The sequence below is a fragment of the Niabella soli DSM 19437 genome (assembly GCF_000243115.2).
GTDB classification, from domain to species: domain Bacteria; phylum Bacteroidota; class Bacteroidia; order Chitinophagales; family Chitinophagaceae; genus Niabella; species Niabella soli.
On the sequence record NZ_CP007035.1, the window covers coordinates 1,760,999 to 1,784,000 of the forward strand.

Here is a 23,002-nt window from a genome sequence, read left to right on the forward strand (position 1 = left end):
ACCTCCCACAGCTCCTTTTTAGCTGCTGCAAAAAGGAGTCGTGTTGTGCCGACACAACAACGCACGAACCCATGTGAGGGATATTCTATGTTGTTAATAATTTATTTGGAAAAGAAGCAACAAACAATCAGGTGGTTTAATAGAGTGTATTTTTTTCATGCAAACAGGTACGTTAAAAACCTTCCTCTCAACAAGTTGCTTTCCTGGCTTCCAAACTTTACATTTAGCTTAAACAGTTTTTAATAATCATTATCAAATGGCAAACGTTAAATCTTTCCAAAAGTAATATCCGCGCGGCGGCTAACTGTCCTGTGGCATCCTGCAAAAGCACCAAAATCTACGCAATCGATTGCGTAACATTTTGAATCAAACAGGTAGCAGGAAGATCCGGACGCTTAAACGTTAAAAAACTATACTCTTATATCATTTTCCTGTTTTCAAGTGTTGCAAGTCTATTGTGCTACTCTGCATCGTAGTCTAAAAAAAATGTCAAAATCAGGAAATCGGTTTGTAAGTGACCGGAAACAGCATTGCTCTACCTTATAAAAGATAAGGAGCCGGCCCCTGCGGACCAACTCCTTATTACACAACTAATTTTTATAAGTCAGGCGCTCATTAATACCCCGGGTTTTGCTGCGCCTGCTTTTGATCATTTGTTAAACTCTTACCGTTTTGCTGAATGCCGTCCAGGTAAGTTTGCGGAATGGCGCGTAGCAAATGATAGTCCTGTATAAAGGACGTTGCCTGAAAATTAAATGCCCGCACCCGCGGTACCAGGGTTTTTGTCCTGGAAAGATCTTCCCAACGTTTAAACTCGCCGGCAAGTTCCCGGGAACGCTCGTCTAATACAAGGGCCAGCATCCGGTTATAATCGCCGGTGAGCCCTAATTTAGAGATCACATACTCATCCCCCGCAGGCAGCGCGTTAATATTCGTGATGGCCAGGCTACCGGAGGCGGTCGTAGTAACAGCCATATTATTGGACTCATAGTAAGAGTTTTCCGGCATAAACGACCTGATGTTTTCGATGGCAGTCGGATCTGCTGCATAGGGAGTAGATACTTTGTATGCACCGCCTCCATCATAATAAGCCGCCCGGTCTTCGCCGGCTGTATATTGGGCGCGCATACGAACCGCATTGATATACGGCAACGCATCTGTATAAGCGCCTGTACCCAGTTTCGCCAGTCTTATTTTAGCTTCGGCCGCTATAAGATAGGTTTCCGCAGAACGGGCCAGGATGATGTCACGCAACCCCCTGGTATCATTTAATCCGGCTGCTCTTGAGCCATCCAGGTACTTGCTCAAAGAAGGGAACCGCACATCCCCATTTAATGCTCCGTCTGTTGTAGTGCCCGAAGGATAGGCGATATACGCGCTGGGGATCGTTTTACCGGTTTTGCTATACACCACGACATCATTCAGTTTGTATCCGGAAAAACGGGTATCGCCTGGCTGGTCGATAATATAGATGATCCCCAGATCGCCGTTTACATACTTGGTGCCGGAAAATTTGTTCAGACGGTGTTTGGTGCGGAAGGTTTTCCAAAAGCGGGAATCGTTCACCATATCGTAGATCCGGTACATATAATAATTGGGGCGCAACCGGCTGTAAGGGCGGTCTCCCGTAAGATCGCGCTGCATATAAGGAAGGTCGTCATACCGGGCGTCGAAATACAAATGCTGTGCATTGGAACCATTGGTGGAAACGTCTGCCGTGAACTGAGCAGAGAGGATGAGCTCGGACAATTGCTCGTTAGCCCCGTCCCAGCCGGTATAATTCCAGAGGCTGGCAAAATTAGCAGCCAGCGGCCGGGCGGCGATCACTTCATCGCACAGCGGAATAATTGCTGCCAGATCTGCAGCCTTCGTGGAAGTATTCCAGGAATCATTGATTTCACTGGCGCGGAATAAGTAAGCTTTTGCCAGGTAATGACCTGCTGCATATTTAGTGATCTTTGCAGGGGCGCCGGTCGTAGGCAAAAGGCTGTAGGCCTGTGTAAAATCAGCAATAATCTGTTTGCACACTTCTTCCGGTGTGGCCCTTGTAAATTCCAGTTCAACCGTGTTGCTTGAGTTTAACTTCAGGGGCACGCCGCCATATTGGGAAACAAGGCGCAGGTAACAATAGGCTCTGAAAAAATAACCTTCGCCCAGCGCCACTTTTTTGATCGCATCAGAAGTAGCAGTACTGGCGGTTGCATTCTCAATAATCAGGTTGGCATCTCCTATACCAATATACAAATTATCCCACTGGGCATTGGCGCTGGTGGTATTGGAGTTTACAACAGTAACAATGGATTTCAGGCTTCCGTCATAATTATTCCAGGCGCTATTGGAAGCATCCCCTCCAATCCCAAACTCATCGATACCATAGCTGGTAGTACAAAAAGGCTGCTCACCGCTAAACGGGGCATCGAACACCTGGTAATAGGTGCCGGTTGACAGCGACTGGATGCCGGCATCGGTTTTATAAAAGTCCATTCCCCTGTCGGTCTCCAGCGTTTCTTTAAGAAATGTTTTTTTACAGGAGGATGTAAGAACCAGGCCCGAAAAAAGAAAGATAACGGCAATATATTTTATCGTATTCATTTTACTTTAATTTTTGTGGTTACGCGTATGAGATCAGAATGTTGCATTGAGGCCAATGGTGATGCCTTTGTTATAGGGGGCGCTCAACAAATCCATATCGATCCACTTTATTTTTGAGAACAGCATACCGGGGTTAACCATTTGTGCGTATATTTTTAATCCCTTAACGGCATTTGTTTTCAGTATCCTGCTGTCCAGGTTATACGCCAGGGAAATATTCCGGATCTTAATAAAGGAGCCGCTTTTATAGCCCAGGGCCTGGTAAAATGGGTCCCCGGTTCCTTCGGTGTAGATCGGCTTCTGGTACTCCGCATTGGTATTCGTTTCTGTATAATAATTAATAACGCGCTGTGTACCCCGGGCCGTTTCTGATTCGCCACCGGTATCATACAGGTATTTCAAACGGCCATACAGGAAAATCGAAAGTTCAATACCCTTGTAGGCAAAGGTGTTGGTCATCCCCACGATCCACTGGGGACGGGTGCTGCCAATAACCACCCTGTCGTGCGTTGCATCAATTGCTGTATCGCCGTTCATATCAACGGGGCGTACATTTCCCGGAGAAAACGTATTTCCTTTAGCGTTATACAGTTTATAAGTGGCCGAATCTGCCGCCTGCCATAACCCTGAATTTTGATACCCGTAGATAACACTGGCGGGCTGACCTATAAACCAACCATTATTGATATCGTTACTTCCGGTGGCCAGTTTTACAATACGATCTTTTTGCCAGGAAACGCTGGCCGTTGTGGTCCAGTTAAAATCTTTCGTGGTAATGTTTACTGTGGTCAAACTCAGATCCACGCCTTTGTTGGCTGTTTCTCCCACATTGGCATAGGTGTCTGTATAGCCGGTAACGGTGGGGATAGACATTTTCAATAACAGGTCGGTTGTCCGGGAAGTATATACATCCACGCTTCCATTAACCCTTCTATTCAGCATAGAAAAATCGATCCCCCCATTGTATTGAGTGGTCTTTTCCCATCCAAGGTTTTGATTTGCCATAGTAGTGGATGGAACGGAGCCCGCGCCCAAAGTGCTTATATAGGGATAGAAGATAGAGGTAACCGCACCCTGGGTTGCATAGGCACTAATAGCGGAATTGCCTGTAACACCCACGCCCAGTCTTAGTTTCAGGTCATCGAGCCAGGAAACATTATTCATAAAATGTTCCTGTTTTATTCTCCAGGCAAGCGCGGCGGAAGGGAACCAGGAATATTTATGGCCTTCGGCAAGCTGGGAAGCGCCATCCCTACGTATAGATGCGGTAAGTAAATACCTGTCATTAAAACTATAGTTGATCCGGCCCATATAGGATTGCAACTCATTTTTTGTCCAACCCGAAGAATAGTCGGCCAACTGCGCCGCCGAGATATATTTTTTAGATAATGCATTCCATTTCTGACTGGCAAAAGCCACCCCGTTTGCAGCGATGTTGCTGGTTTCGTTTGTGTACTGCGTTTGGCTCCCCAACAGGGTCAGTCCAAAATCATGCCGGCCAATACTTTTGTTATAATAGATCAGGTGATCGAGCGTATACGAGATCGCCTGGTTTTTAGCAAGTGCGGCGTAGTTGGTACCTGCGCTCCGGACAGACAGGGCGTCAATATAGGTTCCGTCGCGGTAGTTAGAAAAATCAGGTCCGAAGTTCACCCGGTATTTCAGGTCTTTTAACACGGGGATGATCGCTCCAAAATCTACCTGCCCGTAAAGGCTTCCAAAAGCCCTGAGGGTGGTACGCTGGTCCTGGTTATACAACCATTCATTGGCAATATTCTTTATACCGATATCCCCACCGGGAGTCAGTATCCGGTTACCCGCGGAATCATAAGGTTGTGCATAAGGGAACTCCGTCCGGGCCTGCTCATAAAGCGAGCCCTGGCCGGAAAGCGGGTTGCCCCCGGCGGTAGACTGCCCGTACTCCTGTACGCTGTAAGAAACCTGCAGGTTACTTCCCATCGAAAACCACCGGGTTGCTTTTATATCCACATTTACATTAGCCGCGTATCTTTTGAACCCCTGTCCTTTCTGGGTTCCCTTGTTATCCAGGTATCCGAATGAAGCATAGGCTTTTACTTTGTCGCTACCTCCGCTGACGCTCAGGTTCAGGTTCTTTGTAAGACCCGGTTGGGTTACCATTCCATACCAATCGGTTGTTGCAACTTTGGAGCCATCCCAGGTTCCGGAGGCCCAGCCCTTTGCTATATTGGCCCAGGCGGTAGGATCGCCGGTGGCAAGAAAAATTGTTTTATCATTGGCGATCGTGGGCTTATCTCCCCGGGGATATTTTGTAGGATCTTTATAATAATAGGCCCAGCGACGGAAAGTAATATATTCAGATGCATTCATCATTTCCCGGTTATCTTTCAGGGTTTCAAAGGTAGTAGACAGATCCAGGTTAAGGCTGGTTCTGCCTGCCTTACCCTGCTTAGTGGTAACAATCACTACACCGTTGGCACCCCGCGAACCATAAATAGCCGTTGCAGACGCGTCTTTCAGTACATCTATTGCTTCTATATCACTGGGGTTGATGTATTCTATACCTCCACTCATCAACGGAATACCGTCCACCACAAACAGCGGGGAGTTCGACGCTGTTAAAGAACGTACCCCACGAATGTTGATGCTGGCTACGGTACCGGGTCGCTGTGTAGTGGAAATATCCACACCTGCCACTTTTCCCTGCATCGCATCCAGCGCGTTGGCTACGGGCCGGGATTTGATATCTTTTTCACTGATACCCGTCACCGCACCGGTGAGGTCTTTTTTCTTAACGGTACCATAACCTACTACCACTACCTGGTCCAGATCAGATGCTGTTTGCTTTAAGGTGATCTTCATACGCTCCTGCGTTACCGGTACTTCCTGTGAAGCATATCCCACATTTGATATAACAAGCACTGCGTTTGCAGGAACCCTGAAGCTAAAAGCCCCTGTTGCACTAGTCGCAACAGCATTGTTCGTTCCCTTCACCTGGACCGAGGCGCCCACGACGGGTTTGGAAGCTTCATCCACTACAGTACCGGCCACTTCGATGAGTTTGCTTTCCTGGGCCATTGCGTTGTCCGGCAGCCCTATAAAAACAGCCGAATAAACCAATAGCATCCAAAAAGCTAAAGTGCATTTTTTTTTCATACGACATTATAATTTAATTGAACTATTACTATTTTAATTTCTTATCCTTCTGCTATTGTCCCATTTGCACCGAACTATCATTTAATTTAAAGGGATGTAATTGCAACAACCGGTACATTTCGGCCCCTGCAAGCAGAACGGGCCCGTAACCATGCGCTGCATAATTATTTACCGGGCGGTAATAATAGAATGCGGGATCAAAACCCATCCCAGTGCCTACGCAAACGCCTTCCACCTGCCCGCGGGCTGTAACCTTTGTGGATACTGCATTCCAGGCCAGGAGGGTCATCGGCCCATAGGCTTTGGCATCGAGCCAGCCTTTGTTAATTGCCCGTGCAATACAATAGGCGTAGATGGCGGTAGCCGAGGTTTCCAGATAGGAATCATTTCGATCGATCAACTGATGCCAGAAACCCGTTTTATCCTGGTATTTTGCCAGGCCGGCCACATGTTTTTTCAATTGTTCTATAATAAAAGCCCTGCCGGGGTAATCTTCAGGCAATGCATCCAACAGTTCTATTTTGGTGAGTAAGGCCCATCCGTTGGCCCTTGCCCAATGAAATTGCGGATGCGGGTCCATACCCTGCACCCATCCATGCATGTACAGATTATTTTCAGGGTTAAACATTCTCTCCGCAAACTGCCGGTATTGTTTCAACGCTTCAACAAAATATCTTTTGTCGTGAGTCAGCTTGCCCATTTGCACCAGGGCGGGAAGGCTCATATAAAGATCATCCAGCCAAAGCGTGTTGGGCTGCGGCCGGTTGCGGGCGAAGGTTCCGTCCTTCAACCGGAATTCCTTGGTCATGATGTAGCGGATATAATTATCCACCATCGGACGCACTACCGCTGTATTAGCGCCGGCAGCCATCGCTTTTATCATTGCAGCAGCCATAGCCCCCGCATCGTCCAGGGCGTGTGGCTCCAACACGGAACGTACGGGCACCGTTGCATCAACGTTAGCTTTTTGAATCGCTTTATAGCCGCTAACAACATCGCCTATAAAATTGACCCGGTTCACCGTATATTGTTTGTAGCGCCTGTCCCCGGTAGCCGCTGCCACTTCCAGCATTCCCGTATAGGTAACGCCCCACTCGTAACTGATCAGCCTGAAATCTCCCGGCTTAAAAATGCAGACAGTGTTTATCTTAGAAAGATCAGCCACCGGCGCTTTGGTCTCCTTATTGATCAACTGCATGGGCGTAACGCTGTCCAGATAAGTGAACACCCGGTCCAGCACTGCTTTTACGCTTTTTCCCGTGGTTTCCCCATAGGGGGTAACATAATCAGGTTTCATCAGGTGCAGCGGGGTCGATGCATCATTGCCTCCTCCCTGCACATATTGCGCCTGTACACCCATTGGAAACATACAGAGCAGGATAAAAAAGTAATTGCCGCACTTTTTAATTTCTGGTTTATAATTCATTCTATGCTTTGTTGTTTGGTTTAAAAGAACAAAAAACGAAATGAGGTAAAAGAGCTGTACTAACGCCGCCCCGGGCTGCTACCTGTAATACCTGCCAGGCAAAATAAAGCAATGCCGCAAGCCAATCATTGACGGTAACTTGCCGCTAATGTAGAACGAACTTTTTTATCAGCCATCCTGACCCATCCTGCATCAGTAGTTATTAAACGAATATTTCTCCCGGCTTTCGCCCCGATGAAAATCGCATGCGCCTCAAGCTAAGCACAACATTCAATCTGCCAGAACTGCAACTACACCGATATTTGAGCCATTTCCGCTCCGTTCAGGAGCGTTGTGTTTATAGTAATCGCAATGGTATTTGTTCGGGCTGTTTACGCGGTCCCGCTGAGGCCTATCGTGTGGACACAAATCTTGAAGATGATTAAAATATCCTGCTACTTCCTCATTACCAGATATGCAACTACTTAATAGAGAATACTTATTGAAATTAGGCAGGCATAGCCCGGAGGGCGTAATGTGAATAACTCCGGGCTTTAGCCCGGGGTGTGAGACGTGTAGAACAGGCGGCCCCAAAGGGGTCGAATGTAATGAACGCGGGCTAAAATTTCTAAAATTAAATGTACCTTACAGCTGATAGAACAGTATTCTATAACCTATGGAATAACTATCATGAGCTACCATCAGATTTTCTACCAGATTATATTTGCTACTAAAAATCGCTGTAAAACCATTACTGAAGCGCATTGTGAGGAACTTTACAAATACATCTGGGGTATTATAAAGAATAAAAAATGTAAGCTCTATCGCATCAACGGCACAGAAGATCATATACATATTTTTTCAGACCTTCATCCCTCAATATCGCTTGCTGATTATATTTATTGTGAACCACTATTCGACCCTTTCGGGGCCGCGTCTTCTACGTATTTCTATTCCCACAGCTAACGCTGCGGGCTATGTACATTATGCCCTCCGGGCACTTTAGCACCAACTACGGAAAGATCAGTTGTGTCCACACGATAGGATGAGGCGGGAGAGCCGATGCGTTGCGTAGAGGATCATGAATACTATAAACACGCGGCGCTTACAGCGCCTGAATCGTGTTCCTTATCTTGACGCATATGCGACGAAAATCGGGATTCGTTCCGTCGAAACGACGACAACATTAATGATTGGTTTTCATAACTTAAAAACATATGTCATTGGCAGGGCTATCGGAACAGGGCAACAGAGGCCCTTTAGTGTCGGATTAGCATTACTTGCAATAAGCAAGTATAAACAGAGCGCTCCGTTCTTTGCCACCGAAACACAAAAAGCACTGAGGCCGTTCATCGGCTAATGATTCTTTTTTGCTTTTTCCAGCAGCGGGAAGTCTGGCGTCTCTACATGATCCTGCTTCATGAAGCGATCTATTTCCTTCACGATATCGGGATGCTGCGCCGCAACATTCACTGTTTCTGCGGGATCCTTTTCCAGATCATATAATTCAATAGGTGCGCTGCTGTTTGTGGAAACATTCAGCCGTATCCCTTTCCAGTTCTTGAAAAGAACTGCCTGTTTCCCGTTCTGTTCATGAAATTCCCAGTATAAATGATCGTGTTGCTGCTGTTTTCCCCTGGCTAGCAAGGTAGGCAGCATTGAAATACCATCGTTGTTTGCAGGCATGCCAATGCCCGCCAGCGCTGCGAAAGTTGGTAGTAAATCCCAGAAGGCCCCTACCTGGTTGGATTGGGTGCCGGCTTGAATCGTGCCCGGCCACCAGGCGATAAACGGTGAACGGATCCCGCCCTCATACAAATCTCTTTTTATTCCCCGCAGACCTCCGTTGCTGTTGAAAAAAGCCGGGTCGTTACCGCCTTCGCGGTGCGGACCGTTATCACTCGCAAACAAGATCATTGTATTCTTATCAAGTCCTAAAACTTTCAATTGCTGTTGAACCTCCCCCACATAAGCATCCAGTTTCCCCACCATTGCGGCATAGGCGGCATGCGGATAGGCCTGTGGTTCGTAGCCTTTACCATTCCAGTGCTCAGCAACGGGCACCGGTTTTTCATTAAATAGTTTCTTATAGTAATTATACAGTGTATCGTCTTTAGGCAATTGCAGCGCCGCATGGGGCAGTGTATACGCCAACAGTAAGAAAAAAGGCTGCCGTTGGTGCTGCCGGATAAATTGCATCGCCTGCTCATGAATAAGTTGTGCAGAATAGATTGTTTGCTTTTCATGGGTATTAGACAACTCCACCCGCTGTTCATTATTCCATAAATGATCCGGGAAATAATCATGAGCCAAGGTTTGACAATTGTATCCATAAAAACGGTCGAAGCCCTGCTTCAGCGGGTCTCCGCTGGTACCAATAAAACCAAGCCCCCATTTACCAAAACAACCGGTACTGTATCCTGCCGATTTTAAAAGCGTTGCTATCGTAACCGTGTTACCGGGCAGCGGCCACTGCCCTTCCGGTTTTACGCCAATATTGCCGCGTATGGGCGTATGCCCGGTATGCTGGCCCGTAAGCAATGACGATCGCGACGGCGCGCAAACTGCCGTACCACAATAAAACCGGGTAAACCGTAATCCTTCTTTTGCCAGCGCATCGATATGGGGTGTTTTAATTTTCTGCTGGCCGTATACCCCTACATCGCCATAACCCAGATCGTCGGCGAGAATCAAAACAATATTAGGTTTTGTTTGTGCGGCCAACCGGGTAGGGAGCCTAATGAGCAGGGTTAAAAACGAAGCGAAAAAAATAGCAAAAAATTTCATACGAATATGTTTGCAATGTATTAAGAACGATTACTGCGCTTTCAAAAGATACTTCTTCAGACCGCACCCGGAAAGATCCTTCACCCCTGCAGCGACTAAACGCGCATTGACCACCGCGCCTTCTTTATTCGTATGCGTATGGTCTTTGGGAAAGAATTTATTTACCTCTTCGTTTCCCATCTGGTCGTACACATCTGCTATCCGGTTGTTCAGGTCAATAAAAAAAGCGCCTGTTTGTTCGGCCACCTGCTTTGCCCACAAGCCGTAATCCTTATTGCCCCTTGCTACTTTACCCTCCTTAAAATTATCCCGGGGAACGGGAGAACAAATAACGGGGATCGCGCCTTTGGCTTTGGCATCATTCACGAACTGACGCATATAGTGTCCGTAGGTATACACGGTTTCATTTACCTTCCTGATCGGGTTATAAATATCCTTATGCTCATCACCAATGCCTTTGATCGTGCCCCTGGCCCGGGCGGTATCATCCAGCGGGCTGCTGTCGTTATGCCCAAATTGCATCAACACATAATCGCCTTTTTTCAGGTTTTTTAAAATTTCCTCCCAGCGGCCTTCCGTTATAAAAGTACGGCTGCTACGGCCACCAATAGCTTTATTTACAACGCTGATCCGGGAGGTGTCGAAAAAGGCATTGATCACACTCCCCCAGCCCCATAGCTGATCCGCCCCTTTGCCACTCCCATTCTTAACTGTTGAATCGCCGATAATATACAAGACCGGCTTTTGCGCTTTATAAACAGCAAAAGACGACAATACAACAATTACTATAAAGGCTGCCAGGCGTGCATTTGCTCTTTTCATTTTTTTGAACATATATTTTGTATTTTAAATTCAGATCATGATTCATAACAGAAAGATTTCTCCCTGCGGTCGAAATGACGTTTTTGTTTTAATAATTTATCGTTTGCCGTTTCTCGTTCTGCATCCATTAACCTGTTTCTATTGACACGCTTCAATCATTTAGGCATTAAGGCCATTAAGAGCTCAACTATTCTTGACTCCTTAATGGTTTATCGTTTGTCGTCCCTCGTTTATTGTTCCCCAAACCAGGCATCAAACTCTTTTTGGCTGATCGTAAACACCGTACCGTGCCGTATCCCGGCGGGCATTTCAAGTTGATCTGACACATCCTTCCAGTTTTTCAGATCCTCCGATACAACCGCTCCGTATTTGTGCGCTGTATACTTATCAAAATAAACGATCCATTGCTTCCCTTTTTTTAAAACGGTCGGCCCTTCTGCCCAATAATCGCCGGTAATGCGCGCAGAAGGAGCGCCGTAGCCTTTGTTGATAGATTTGCTTGTGGCTATTTTAATATTTTTTTCCGGCACTGGTAGCTTTGTTTCATCTTTCAGAAACAGAATATACTTTTTCCCATCCTGTTTGATCGTAGCGTCAATTACCGTAAATCCTTTATCATACAACAGCTCCGGCTTAGAAATATTTTTAAAGTCTTTTGTGAACGCATAATAGATACGATGATTATACTTCCCGTCTCCTGAAGAATCTGTTGCAGGAAATTTCCCCGGGATGGTCGTCGCCCAGTAGATCATGTATTGCCCGCTCTTTTCATCATAGGTAATTTCCGGAGCCCAGCAGTTGAGGGCATCTTCATTTTCCATAAGCGGAATATATTGCTGGGCGCTCCAATGTACCAGGTCTTTTGATGATGCATAACCGATCCCTTTTTCATTCCAGCTCACCGTCCACACCATATGAAACAAACCATCCGGGCCTTTGATCACACAGGGGTCGCGCATCAGTTTATCCTTTCCTGCGGCGGGTTTCAAAAAAGACTGATCATTGTTCAGCGCTTTCCAATGCCAAGCATCTTTACTATAGGCCAGGTGTAGCCCATCCTGACCATTGTTTTTAAAATAGCAAAACATATAGACCGGGTCGTTTTCCTGAGCGGCTACGTTAATTGTTAACAAGCTCAGCAACAAGAAAAGGCATCCCTGAACAAAACGGCAACAACGCTGCCTGCAGCCCCTAACATTTCTATAATCGTAAGATATATTCATAGCCTTAAAAAACATTATCGATCTTGGGCCGGCTGTATTGCTCCTTTGTATCTGAAATCTTCGGCAACCCGAAATAAAAATACAAGGATCGCTTGACCGGTTTGTCAATTTTTGTTAATTCACTTCCCGGGCCTAACACAGCGGTATTCGTACTTTGATTCAACGCCAGTTTAGTGCCCATCGGCGGAATGCAATCCAGGAACGAAATATCGCCCACAGGTAGTTCCGGAAAAGGCTTTACGCCCGTAAGCCCATAAAAATTAAACAGCCGCACGTACAGCCCGTCATCTTTACTTGCCACGTAAAATTTACCCTGAACGGTGTTCAACTCCATCCACGTAACCGCACCATAATATCCTTTAAACTCCGGGTACACTAATGGAGCATAACTTGTTTGTGTATTATTATAAAAATTCTTCCAGACATTTACCGGTATGCCCCAGGAGCGGTTCTTCCATTGGCGGTAGGGCCCTTTTCCCAACCATTTAGCACCTAAAACATAATTTTCCGGAAAGTTAAAACTAATGCCTGCAAAAGGATAGGAGCCATTCAGCGCGTATTCATAATCCAGGCGCACCCAGCCATTGGATTGCATCGTCCAGGTAAATGCTTTCATATTCCCGTCGCAGGAAAACACCACGGATGGGTCATCCCTTTCATTTTTAATGGCATAGCCTTTCACCCGGGAAGTACCCTGCACAAGGATGGGACCATTATTGAACAACAATTGATCCATTCCCAGTTCTTTATTCTGGATGGATTTTATTCTGCCGTTTGATTTATTTAAGGTCAACTCCAGCCCGTCTGATTTCAGTGTAATTAAAGAATCATTCTCAGCAACGCTGTTCTTTCTTTTCTCATGGCCCCAAACCGTATCCAGGAGCTGCGCATTTGTTTTTATCTTCCAGGTCCATTTATAAATTTCATCGCCATTCCCGTCTGTGGCCGTCAGCACCAGCGCATCATAGTTTTTAAAATCAGCCGGCAACCCCAACTGCAGCATTCCCTTCTGCAAAGGCTTGATCGGCGGGCATTGCGCGGTTCCCGAGTTTTCAACCGTATAGCCCGTAAACGCCGGATCAAAGGGGCCTTTAAAACGCACCAGCTCCCATTTATAGGTATTCGCATTCAGATCCGTAAAATGATAACGGTTTTCCATTTCGATGGCCCCTTTAAAGTTTTCGGGCAATTCGGTTAGCTCAATCCGGACGGGTGCGAACACCGCACGTAAGGCATAGAAACTACCTTCCTTCTGCCGGTGGGGCCCCAAAACACCGTCATTCGCATTCAGTCCATCCGCATCCACAATATTATTCATGTCCGTGCGTACCACGCCTTCATCCAGCATTGCCCATATAAAACCGCCGCCGCTTCTTTTTGCCTTCCAATGCAGGTTCCAGAAATCATACATGGCCGAACCTCCGCCGCCATCATCCTGCGAGTGCAGGTATTCGGTAGGCATATAGATCAAACTGTCCTCTAAATTTTTTTTAGTACTGTAATAATCCTCGTAGTGATTACAATCTATACCGTTAAAAGCGTTACCTGGCCTATGATGCGGATGAATCACCGGTCGGTTGGAAAAATCCCACCGGGAAAATTCTGCATCCAGATTCTTATTGGTTCCACCTTCATTACCATTATCCCAGAAAATAATCGACGGATGATTGAGATCTTTTACTACCATTTCCCTCACCAGTGGTTTGCCGGCCTCCGTTCCATAGGCTTTTTGCCAGCCGGCCAATTCATCCAGCACATACAAACCCATGGAATCACATAATTCCAGGAAGCGTTGATCCGGCGGGTAATGCGAGCAACGAACGGCATTCATGTTCATTTGTTTTATCAGCCGTGCGTCCAGTAACTGAACGCTATCATTCAGCGTTCTTCCCGTTTCCGGCCAAAAGCAATGCCGGTTGATCCCTTTCATTTTCACCTGCACGCCATTAATATAAATACCATCGCCATGCCGCACTTCAATAGTGCGAAAACCAAACCGTTCCTTCATTGTATAAACGGTTCTATTCTTCTCTTTCAAGGAAACGAGCACCCGGTACAAATTAGGCGTTTCGCTCGTCCATTGCAAAGGTTGCTTCACCTGGGTTTGCAGAGTGGTTACGGTATCACCAGCCGCAATCGCCTGGGATATTGTTTTAATAACAGCGCCTTTTGCATCAATAATCGATGCCGTTACTGTTTTAGGTTTACTAATATTTTTAGGGAACACCTGCATCCGGAATAGCCCGTCAGCCTTGGCGTCTACAGCCACATAATCAATAAACTCTTTGTTCACCACTTCCAGGTATACCGGCCGGAAAATACCGCCAAAGATCCAATAGTCGGCCAGGCGCTCCGCATTGTTTACAGATACATCGGATGACATCTTGCTCACTTCAGCCTCCAGCTTATTACTGACTCCATATTTTAATTTGCCGGTAATATTATATTTAAACCTGTAGAAAGCGCCGCGGTGTGTGGCTCCCGCGGGTTGGCCGTTAATCCTGACTTCCGTATCCGTCATGCTCCCTTCAAAAACAATATACACTTCTTTGCCCTTCCAGGAAGCGGGTACACTAAAAGCGTGCCGGTAGATCCCTTTTTCATCCGCAAAGCGAAAGTTTTTCCCATAGGTTTTATAATCACGCCCGTAATTATAACTTCCAAAGCCCTGTTGCTCCCAACAGGAAGGCACCGCAATCTGCGTCCAGTGGCCACTGTTACGCCCGCCGGTACAATAAAAATCCCATTGCACCGTATGGTCGCTGCCCGTGCCGGACAGGTATACGATCTCCTTTTGTTGCGCCGCCAGCGCGTTACAAATAAATCCAGCTAAGACAAGTAAATAAACTCTCATGAACTATTATTATTTTTTTTGGTCGGCTTCAGCACTACTATCAGCTTCCTTGTGTCACTCACTGCAGTGGTTGTGCAGATAGCAGCGGTTGAATCATTATCGTTTCCATTTTACCGCCAGCTCTTCATCTCTGTCGCAGGTAATCGTTCCATTTTCATAATGCAATTCAGCTAATTGCAGCACGCTTCGTTTGTCGTCAAACGATCCTTTCGCAGCCGGATGGTCTTTACTCCTGCCTGGATGTGTAAAATAAATAATATAAGCCTTACCATCATTCACTACCACATCACAGTGACCGCCGATCGCCTGATCATCCCGGCCTTTTCCCGGCAACTCCAGTATCCGCCCGGTCTGCCGTTCCCAATTTTTTAAATCATTGCTGGAAAAGACTTCCATTCCCTTCCACACATCCACGATCATAAAGTATTTGTTTTTCCAGTAAAACACTTTGGGCCCTTCTCCCCTTGTGGCAATAGCCTTTCCTTTATCCGTCCAGTGATACAGGTCGTTACTTTCAGCATAATAAATACTCTTGCCATCCTTTTCATTATTATACCACAGATACCAATGCCCATCGCCCGACTTAAAAACAGCGGGATCAATCACCTTTTCACTTGAGAGATCCAATGTAGTCTCATAATGCCAGTTCAGCAGGTCTTTACTGGTAAGATGGATGATCCGGCGGGGATGATTCCAGTCGGCAAAAGTGCCGGGAACATAGGTAACATACATATGATAGATACCGTTATATTCCGTAATATCCGGGGCCCAGAATGTATAGCCGGCATCCGGACGATAATTAATATTGGCCGTATCCAGATAGCGCCAGGTGGTTCCATCTGCGCTTTCGGCAATACCAATCCGGGTACCGTGCACCCACCGAACGGTTGAATCAGTGTCGGTTGCACGCCGGTTGGTATAAAACAGCCACCACTTTTTCTTTGCTTTATTATAAATAACCACCGGGTCTGCCGCTCCGTGATAAATGGGGTCATCATACAGGGGTTTCGGAACAGTGCCGGCCTGGGCATTTGCTGCAATACCGAAGTGCAAAACGAACAAAAGCAATAGCAGCCTTATGTTTGCCTTTAGTATTATATCTATCGTGTTATAATATTTAAAATCGGTAGCCACCAGCTTTAATTATTACTCTTTTGTAAGCGACACATCATCTACATAACAAAAAGCATCCGCCGCGCCATCTGCCTCAAAACCTATTTCAACCTGTCCCCCGGTAACAGCAATATGCCTGATATCAATCCGCTTCCACGTATCATTTTCGTTCTGAATATCCGACCGGCGGGCTTTCTTGCCTGTATCAGCATACATATTGAGCCGGGCAAATCCATTACTTCCCTTTGTCATGGCACTAAGCGTATAAAGCCCATCCGGTAATTTTGACCTGGAGCCAACGAGCTGGTATACTTTTCTTTTGAAGGGAATCTTGTCCGTTATATTCAGACTTTTTTCCCCCGTCACTATTTTTCGGTCAGCGGTCGTATTGAAATAGTTCAATACCGGAGAGGTGCTGCTATCAAGAGATACGATATTCCCCTCAGTGACTACTGTATGCCAGCCCAGCAATCCGGTCTGCACAGGCTTAACATGACTTGGAATATGATTGCGATCTGCTTCAAAACTGCCGTTCAGCACATAGTTATTATTGCTGCCGATGGTCCACTCGCCGGTTTTTGCATCCAGGTTCCAGGAGCTTAAAGAGTTAAAAACAGGGGTTTCCTTATTAAAAGAGAGAGGGAACCATTGATTATAACCCAAACCGTTACCGGCAAATTCAGCCCAACGATCGCCACAGTATACTACCGTTTCCTTTTTGCTCCCCTTAACAGTTACAAAGAAACCGGTCTGTGTAACATGGGCATAATCCTGTTCACAGCCCTCCATTACTGCCATATCATCAACCGGCTTATAGGGGCCGCGGATATTATCAGCAACCATATAGTAAGCATCCGAAGCATCCCAGCCATAAATATTAGAAGCGCACATATAATACTTACCGCTATACTTAAACATGCAGTTGCCTTCCCTGCTTGCACCCTTGAACACTTGTGTGCAGTCCAGCAGATCAATCAGGCCGTTCTTCACCCCTATTTCTGAAACATATATTTTGTTTCTTCCCCTGCCGTAAGAATATATAAGATAGGACTTACCAGTGTCTTCGTCTGTGAATACCGTCTGATCACCAGTATTAGTGGTCCCGATCATGGCCTGCATGTTGATCCGCCGGTACCAGGAAAAGGGGCCGTTTGGTGCATCAGCAACCGTGATCAATACCTGGTTGCCGTGCTGTACAAACAACGCATATTCCTTTAGTGCAGGAATATAAGCAACTCCCAGGCGCCCCACCCAGGTAGTGCGCATATTGCTGTCGAGCGTCGCTCTGGTAAGCACATCGCCTTCAAATGTCCAATTGACCAGATCTACAGAACTATAACAGGTCACCGAAAGAAATGTAGGCCCAGGCAGCGTTACAGAAGGATCCTGCCTGTATATTGCTGCCTCTTTATAATGCGCTCCGTACCAGTAATACTTTTTTTTACCTGTTACCGGATCAATAAATTTAAATATCCCTCCGCCCTGGCTATAAACGGGACGCCCGTCTGCCGTATTCCAAAATACATCATTCTTAATATTCAACGGCTGCGCTTTAGCGGCATTACACATATATATAACCAGGAAGCCCAACGACAGCATCTTGTAACTGATCACATAATAATTACGCGCTTTTTGCATAGTTCACCGGGTTTATTTCAAAGGCGTCAGGGTCACCGGCCCTAAAAGGCCCGATGGAAGCGGGCTCCAGCCCGATGCATCAAAAATGCCGTTCTTTACATTTTCCTTTTTCCGGGCCGCTATATTCACATTGTAAAATATTTTCCAGGGCATATTGTTTTTATCCATATAGGAAATGCGGTTGGCCATCAGGTTGGCTACCTTTATTTCCAGTGCATTCTCCGTTTTTAATAAGGCAGCGGGGAGCACGGTTGTAAACGAAGGACCGATCAGCGTGGCAATAGATTTGCCGTTGAGGACCACTTCCGCTGTAGCCGCTACTTTTCCCAGATCCAACAGGTAATTTCGGGCATTCTTCCCCGGCTTTTTAAATCGCGTGGTATAAGAGGCAATCCCTGAAAACGCCTGTACACCAGCTTCCTTCAGCTCCGTCCAGGGTTGTAGTGTTTTTAAATTAACGGCGCCGGGAAGAGACGGCCCCCCTTCAATAAAAGAAAGCTTCCAATCTTTGTTTAATGCTATTGCCGGCCCGCCGGCATTTTTGTAAGGGAATGCTGCTCCCGTTTTTAAAGCTGCAGCGGTCTGCACAATAACAGAGGCATAGGGTTGCAATTGCACCCGCAGCTCAAATCCGTTTGCGGCAGCTCTGATCATTCCCAATCCTTTTTCGCCGGTCATTGCATCAAACAGCACCGCAGCTTTTGGATGCCCATCGAAATGGATCCATTCTTCAACGGGGTGATCAGAACGGTTATTAATAAAATAGGTCTTACCGTCCGCCTGTTTCCTTCGTAATACAAAAATATCTTTGTCGCTACCGCTGGCTTCTCTGATATGCCCGGCTTTCATCAACGCATCCAGGTCATCACTTATATAAAATGCACCGGCTCCTATAACTGCTTTTTGCAAGGAGCCTTCTTTTATAAATTTCAGTTGCGCCGCGGCAGCCTGCAACCTTTTTCGCCGGGCGTCCAGTTGTGCCATCCCCGGAACGTCGGCAGGCAGTGCTTTATACGCCAGGATGGTTGCCCCGCTTTTTGCGAGGTTGATGAGCTTTGAAAAAGAGAGATCATCAATTAGCTTATTAGCGGGTAAAAGGATGGCCTTATACTGATTACCACCTGTGATGATGGCGCCGTTTTTATAATCAAACTGTGCCAACTGCCGGTCAGAAAAGAAATCAAACCCAACACCGCGCTCCGTCATTTTATTGGCGGCATATTCGAAACCGGTATGTTCAAAATTCCGCTCCATGCCATCAAAGTGTTGCAACAACGGACCGCCCGTTTCCGAATACCGATCAATGATCGGGTAGTACAAGAGCACATCGTTATCCGGTTGCCCTTTTTGTAAAAAAGATTGTACCCGTGTAATATATTCGTTAAGCGCATGAAAATGCTGCCACTGCGGGTTCACCGGCTGAAAATGCACCGCTGCATAAAACAACCATCCAGGCCAGGCTGCGTCTTTTGGCGAATAGGCCGTGCCATGATAAAAGATATGATTGACTCCGCCCAGGAAGTAAAGATCGATCGCCTTTTTCACATCTCCCAGGGAAGATAGGAAATGCTCATTCAGCCAGGTGGCCGATTCGGAAGAGACCAGCTTTTTACCGCTAACATGCGCTGCAGATGTGGCAAATTTGAACCGCAACAATTCGGTTCCTTCCGTTTCGGGAATATCTACCACACTATACAGGTCAAGCGTATTAGCGGGTGATCCGTGGCTCTGGTTGCGCAATAGTTTGCCGCGGCCATTGCCCCATTGTTTCCACACTTTTGTAAAATTATCCAGCAATAACTGATCAATTACCGAACGATAATCATACAACACCCTTTTGTTTTTATCCTCGCTGTCTTTACCAAACAGGGCCGGCAGTTGTGTACGCAGGTCGTACCCTTTTTTATTTTTGAATTCAGCAAAAAAATCATCTGTCCAGTTGGCTTGCCCGCGCGCATCATCTACTTCGTAAGAATCATTAAAGAATCCCCGCAGGTAACTGATATCGGCTCCTTTGAACGCCTTATCAAATTTTTTGAAATAGTCAGTAGCTGCTTTTTTTGAAAAATGATCGATCGCATAGCCTTCACCACCCGGCGCCGCCCGCTCTACCATTTTCCCATGCAATCCTTCAAACAACGCGTATAAGGTCCAGCTTTCGCCTTCCGCCGGCGCCACCCAGTTCAGCTTTCCGCCGGCAGATACTTTATCAGTAATATCAACAATGCGACCGTTATTGCTATAGGCCATCAAAGAGATCAAAGGGATCGGACCAGGGTACTGGATCTGATCCAAAGCCAGTTCCTGTAAATTGGTATTGGCCGAAACCGGTTTTTTAATAAGCGCCAGGTCTGCTTCTTTATTATTAGCGGTACGTACCAGCCCTTTCCGTATAAATTGTACCGGCTCCTTCAACTGCGCGCCCGCTTTTAAAGAATACGTTTTGTATTCCATTGTTTTGCTGGCATCGGCATCTATAACCCACGGACCGCCAAAGGGCCAGCCGGTTGCGTTGGCCAGGTCAACCCCCAGCCCGAGCCGTTTGCTTTCTTTTAATGTATACCGGAAAAGTTCCATCCACCGGGGAGACAAGAAACTTACAAAGTTTTTCTCCTGGCCTTCCACTCCGTAGATAGGCGTAAGTTCCACGCCGCCCAGGCCGGCTTGCTGGTATTGCTCCAGGTTCCAGGTAAGGTCCTTTTCATTAACGGCGCTTCCCTCCCACCACCAGCGCGTCCAGGGCTTATTTTCCCTGGTAGTTTTAGGCCACGCTATCTGCGCCTGCGCCGCATTGATCATCACAGCGCCGCCCGCTACTAAAAACGCGCCTTTCAAATATTTCAAACCGTTGTTCATTTAAAAAAATTTATTCCGGTACTTCCACAAGCTGTTGAACCGGCAACTGACAATCGTTTATATCAACCTGCTGCAATATAAAGTGCAAAAACAGATATACCGTCCTGCTCCGTCCTGAATGAGGAACGGGAAATTAAAAAGGTGTGTAGAAAATCACCGGAAGAAATCCGGGCTGAGGAGCTGCCCGCATTTAGAAGATCTTTCGATCTGCCACGACAGCAATAATTCTGAATAGTGCATTCGTTAAAGAATAAAAAGCGACTTTTAGTCGCTTTTTATTTACAAACCCGCTATAAAGATGCACTCCAAAATATTTTGTCTGTTGTGATGATATATTGCAAATACGCCGGTTAATACAAAGGAACGCCATATAAGTTATAAATCTCTCTCGTCCAGTTAGATTGAACTTCTGCCGCCTTTTGTTCCACCGGCTGAACCACATAATCATTAACCGTATTTACAACCGGGTCAACAACATATTCTCCCACAGTATGACCAATTGCTTTTCCTACGGAGCTGCCCGCAATACCAAATAATAATCCGCCAACAAAACCTCCTACCACACAAACTGCGTCGATAGGCCCCGTTGGCGAGCAAAACACGGCACCCGCCGCGGCGCCACCGAGCGCTGAACCCAGTATACCGCCCGTCCATGAGCCAGTTTCTTCTGATAGTACCACAGGTAAATCTTTAGCATCCGTATTTGCAATCCTGCTTCCGGTTTGATAGATGCCATATACCAGCATTATATAACCGCCGCCTCTGATGATAAACATACCGGCAGAAGCGCCAGGTGTTACGGTCAAATTTATTCGCGTGGCTCCAGCCGGCAGCGGGCCCTCTGCCATTGCATCTGTCATTAATCTTCCGCGTCCGGCATAATGCGGATCTATTACACCATCCGGTCCTGTGCCCGTCATTACATCCACACCAGTTTTTGTTACCGGGCGTCCGCCCATGGCCGCTTCAATTTCTGCCTGTGGTACGGTGATACAATTATTGGTGCACATAGGTGCTTTTCCTCTTGCCAGTAACTCAGTATTCAACCCCGCTTCTGTTGGTTTAACATCTCCTAAGATCGGGTCACCCACCGAACGCGGGGGACTGTAAGTATAATCGCCGCCATACTGTGTTTCGTTTAGCCGCTCTGCAAAATCAAATGACTGCTCTGCCGAACGCGGCACAAAAACAAAGTTCTTTTCGCCGGGAAATAATGGAAACCATGCGTCATTTGTAAAACTTCCGGGAACCCCTTCATGTAACTGTATGGTACATTGGCGGCCAATCCAGGGAAGCGATTCTCCAGCATAATAGCCCAAATTTCCCCGATACCCTTTTATAGTTGGAGCAAAAGCGCCCTCAGGATTTGCAAAAACGGAGGTGTGACCCTGCGTCCATAAAACTCCGGTAACATTTTTTGGAATAACGGACCAGGGTGTTGGAGAAAAATAACTGGCTCCAGCAGCAGCGGGGCCTGCGGCCGGTAATGATCTTCCTAAAAAGTTTGACAACGGGATCATTATCCCTTCGGGAATTGTATCTGCGGTATTTCCGGTTAATGCCAGGAAATCTGCGTCTGTTAATTTTTTTGCACTGAATCTTATATCATTTACACCACCTAAACCTGAGGTATTCGTGCAAGTAATATTTACGCTGTTTTGGCCTTTGAAAAAAGTGTTTGGGCTTGGTTGTCCGGGCGCTATTGAATAACTAAAATCGAATTGCGTGCCGGGCGGTACCGTACCAAGGTCGAAATCTACCTTTGCCGGCGATAGTTTAACGGTGGCATTATAAGTTCCATCTGTTATTTTACAATGATCCAGGGCATAAGAAGTAATGGTTCCATCATGCTGAAAACGAATCTGATTATCCGCACAATTAATCTCAACATTATCAACTTTACGCTGAAGCTGCGGTTGCGCTCCGGCCCCCTGTTGCAACGTATGCGTTAACTCATGCGCCAGCAACTGCTTGCCTTCGGAAGATTCCGGACGATATTTCCCTTCATTAAAATAAATATTATTACCTACGGTAAACGCTTGTGCATTCAGCTCTTTTGACAGAGCTGCGGCGTCGCCCCCTGTATGGATCCGCACACCGGAAAAGTTAGTACCAAAACGACTTTCCATGAAAGTTTTTGTATCGCCGGAGAGCCCGCTTCCGCCACCTTTTGTTGAAGCTATATTTGCACTAACGGCATTATTTGCCGTCCCGGCGCTGGATGCGGTTTTTCTTTGAATAAACGATACCAGTGGTTTTCGGCTGATCTTTTCTTCTTCCTCGCAATGGGCGCATTTTTTTTGAATAAATGATGCCGGTGGTTTTTTTCGTATTTTCTCTTCCGCTTCACAGTGTGCACATTTTCGCTGAATAAAATCGTGTTCCGGCATGCGCATGACCCTATCCGCCATGGCGTCCGCTTCGGCTTCCAGCGGATCATCCACGGCGCCAATGGTCAGTTTACATTGCACCGGCATGCAACCTGGTTGCTGCATTTTTTGCATTACCTGAAAGCCCGGATGCTCCGTTGCAGGACGCACCTGGCTTGTATTTATTGTGTTTGTATTTTCATGCATA

12 protein-coding genes are annotated in these 23,002 nt (G+C 46.6%); 1 reads left to right on the forward strand and 11 read right to left on the reverse strand.

What is annotated here, in order from left to right; genetic code table 11:
• Positions 1-615 precede the first annotated feature (615 nt).
• The 3 genes from NIASO_RS07475 to NIASO_RS07485 are packed head-to-tail and all read right to left on the reverse strand — an operon-like array spanning position 616 to position 7,153.
• Positions 616-2,592 (reverse strand): RagB/SusD family nutrient uptake outer membrane protein, encoded by a 1,977-nt coding sequence (locus NIASO_RS07475; RefSeq protein ID WP_008584722.1) that lies wholly within the window; start codon positions 2,590-2,592, stop codon positions 616-618.
• 33 nt (positions 2,593-2,625) lie between these two features.
• Positions 2,626-5,727, reverse strand: coding sequence for a SusC/RagA family TonB-linked outer membrane protein (locus tag NIASO_RS07480; RefSeq protein ID WP_008584720.1), 3,102 nt, complete (start codon positions 5,725-5,727; stop codon positions 2,626-2,628).
• 52 nt (positions 5,728-5,779) lie between these two features.
• Positions 5,780-7,153 carry a glycoside hydrolase family 88/105 protein gene (locus NIASO_RS07485; protein WP_008584719.1) on the reverse strand — a complete coding sequence of 458 codons (1,374 nt, stop codon included), beginning with the start codon at positions 7,151-7,153 and terminating at the stop codon, positions 5,780-5,782.
• 669 nt (positions 7,154-7,822) lie between these two features.
• Between NIASO_RS07485 and NIASO_RS19910 the strand changes: the two genes are divergently transcribed.
• Positions 7,823-8,098, forward strand: a complete 276-nt coding sequence (locus NIASO_RS19910) for a transposase (protein ID WP_245605243.1) — start codon at positions 7,823-7,825, stop codon at positions 8,096-8,098.
• Between the two features lie 390 nt (positions 8,099-8,488).
• Here the strand turns inward: NIASO_RS19910 and NIASO_RS07495 are convergent, their stop codons facing one another.
• The 8 genes from NIASO_RS07495 to NIASO_RS20415 all read right to left on the reverse strand — a co-directional run bounded on the left by NIASO_RS07495 (position 8,489) and on the right by NIASO_RS20415 (position 23,001).
• Positions 8,489-9,919 (reverse strand): arylsulfatase, encoded by a 1,431-nt coding sequence (locus NIASO_RS07495; protein ID WP_008584715.1) that lies wholly within the window; start codon positions 9,917-9,919, stop codon positions 8,489-8,491.
• A gap of 30 nt (positions 9,920-9,949) precedes the next feature.
• Positions 9,950-10,741: a rhamnogalacturonan acetylesterase gene (locus NIASO_RS07500; protein ID WP_044046523.1), complete on the reverse strand. Its 792-nt coding sequence runs from the start codon at positions 10,739-10,741 to the stop codon at positions 9,950-9,952.
• Positions 10,742-10,971: 230 nt separating this feature from the next.
• A complete protein-coding gene (locus NIASO_RS07505; protein WP_245605244.1) occupies positions 10,972-11,829 on the reverse strand; it encodes a glycoside hydrolase family 43 protein in 858 nt (285 codons plus the stop codon).
• Positions 11,830-11,968: 139 nt separating this feature from the next.
• Positions 11,969-14,818, reverse strand: coding sequence for a glycoside hydrolase family 2 protein (locus NIASO_RS07510; RefSeq protein WP_008584710.1), 2,850 nt, complete (start codon positions 14,816-14,818; stop codon positions 11,969-11,971).
• A gap of 96 nt (positions 14,819-14,914) precedes the next feature.
• Complete coding sequence (locus NIASO_RS07515; RefSeq protein ID WP_008584709.1) at positions 14,915-15,952, reverse strand: family 43 glycosylhydrolase; 1,038 nt, start codon at positions 15,950-15,952, stop codon at positions 14,915-14,917.
• Between the two features lie 12 nt (positions 15,953-15,964).
• Positions 15,965-17,569: a family 43 glycosylhydrolase gene (locus tag NIASO_RS07520; protein ID WP_008584707.1), complete on the reverse strand. Its 1,605-nt coding sequence runs from the start codon at positions 17,567-17,569 to the stop codon at positions 15,965-15,967.
• 12 nt (positions 17,570-17,581) lie between these two features.
• Positions 17,582-20,425, reverse strand: coding sequence for a glycosyl hydrolase (locus NIASO_RS07525; protein WP_008584705.1), 2,844 nt, complete (start codon positions 20,423-20,425; stop codon positions 17,582-17,584).
• A gap of 350 nt (positions 20,426-20,775) precedes the next feature.
• The gene (locus tag NIASO_RS20415) at positions 20,776-23,001 is read right to left on the reverse strand and encodes an eCIS core domain-containing protein (RefSeq protein ID WP_008584704.1); all 2,226 of its coding nucleotides are present in this window, start codon (positions 22,999-23,001) and stop codon (positions 20,776-20,778) included.
• Position 23,002 lies beyond the last annotated feature (1 nt).

Excerpts from the sequence above, each read along its gene's own strand:
- NIASO_RS07475 (WP_008584722.1), bottom strand. The coding sequence starts at position 2,592 with ATGAATACGATAAAATATATTGCCGTTATCTTTCTTTTTTCGGGCCTG.
- NIASO_RS07480 (WP_008584720.1), bottom strand. The coding sequence starts at position 5,727 with ATGAAAAAAAAATGCACTTTAGCTTTTTGGATGCTATTGGTTTATTCG.
- NIASO_RS07485 (WP_008584719.1), bottom strand. The coding sequence starts at position 7,153 with ATGAATTATAAACCAGAAATTAAAAAGTGCGGCAATTACTTTTTTATC.
- NIASO_RS19910 (WP_245605243.1), top strand. The coding sequence starts at position 7,823 with ATGAGCTACCATCAGATTTTCTACCAGATTATATTTGCTACTAAAAAT.
- NIASO_RS07495 (WP_008584715.1), bottom strand. The coding sequence starts at position 9,919 with ATGAAATTTTTTGCTATTTTTTTCGCTTCGTTTTTAACCCTGCTCATT.
- NIASO_RS07500 (WP_044046523.1), bottom strand. The coding sequence starts at position 10,741 with ATGAAAAGAGCAAATGCACGCCTGGCAGCCTTTATAGTAATTGTTGTA.
- NIASO_RS07505 (WP_245605244.1), bottom strand. The coding sequence starts at position 11,829 with ATGTTTTGCTATTTTAAAAACAATGGTCAGGATGGGCTACACCTGGCC.
- NIASO_RS07510 (WP_008584710.1), bottom strand. The coding sequence starts at position 14,818 with ATGAGAGTTTATTTACTTGTCTTAGCTGGATTTATTTGTAACGCGCTG.
- NIASO_RS07520 (WP_008584707.1), bottom strand. The coding sequence starts at position 17,569 with ATGCAAAAAGCGCGTAATTATTATGTGATCAGTTACAAGATGCTGTCG.
- NIASO_RS07525 (WP_008584705.1), bottom strand. The coding sequence starts at position 20,425 with ATGAACAACGGTTTGAAATATTTGAAAGGCGCGTTTTTAGTAGCGGGC.
- NIASO_RS20415 (WP_008584704.1), bottom strand. The coding sequence starts at position 23,001 with ATGCATGAAAATACAAACACAATAAATACAAGCCAGGTGCGTCCTGCA.